The sequence below is a fragment of the Pseudomonas sp. URMO17WK12:I11 genome, from assembly GCF_007677725.1.
GTDB lineage: Bacteria > Pseudomonadota > Gammaproteobacteria > Pseudomonadales > Pseudomonadaceae > Aquipseudomonas.
Genome location: NZ_VEDF01000083.1, coordinates 1 through 212, shown reverse-complemented (window position 1 = coordinate 212; position 212 = coordinate 1). Strand labels below are relative to the sequence as shown.

Genomic DNA, 212 nt, shown 5'->3' with positions numbered 1-212 from the left:
GCGACTGGAGCCGTTTCCAACGACGTGTACCAAGGACATGATGCTGTTACAAACAGCATTACTGCCGTTGGCGGCGGCAACTTCGAGAACCTCGTTGCCAACACGGATCCTGTCAGCACTGCTGTGACTGATGTGACTGACACGACCACTGTGACACTGACTGCTACGCCATCCGTGGCCGAGGGCGGCACTATCGTCTATACCGCCAGCAT

General features: G+C 56.6%; 1 protein-coding gene. It reads left to right on the top strand.

The features are described 5' to 3' along the window. A partial coding sequence (locus FS665_RS23570; RefSeq protein WP_145193686.1) for an immunoglobulin-like domain-containing protein occupies positions 1-212 on the top strand: 212 nt, incomplete at both ends.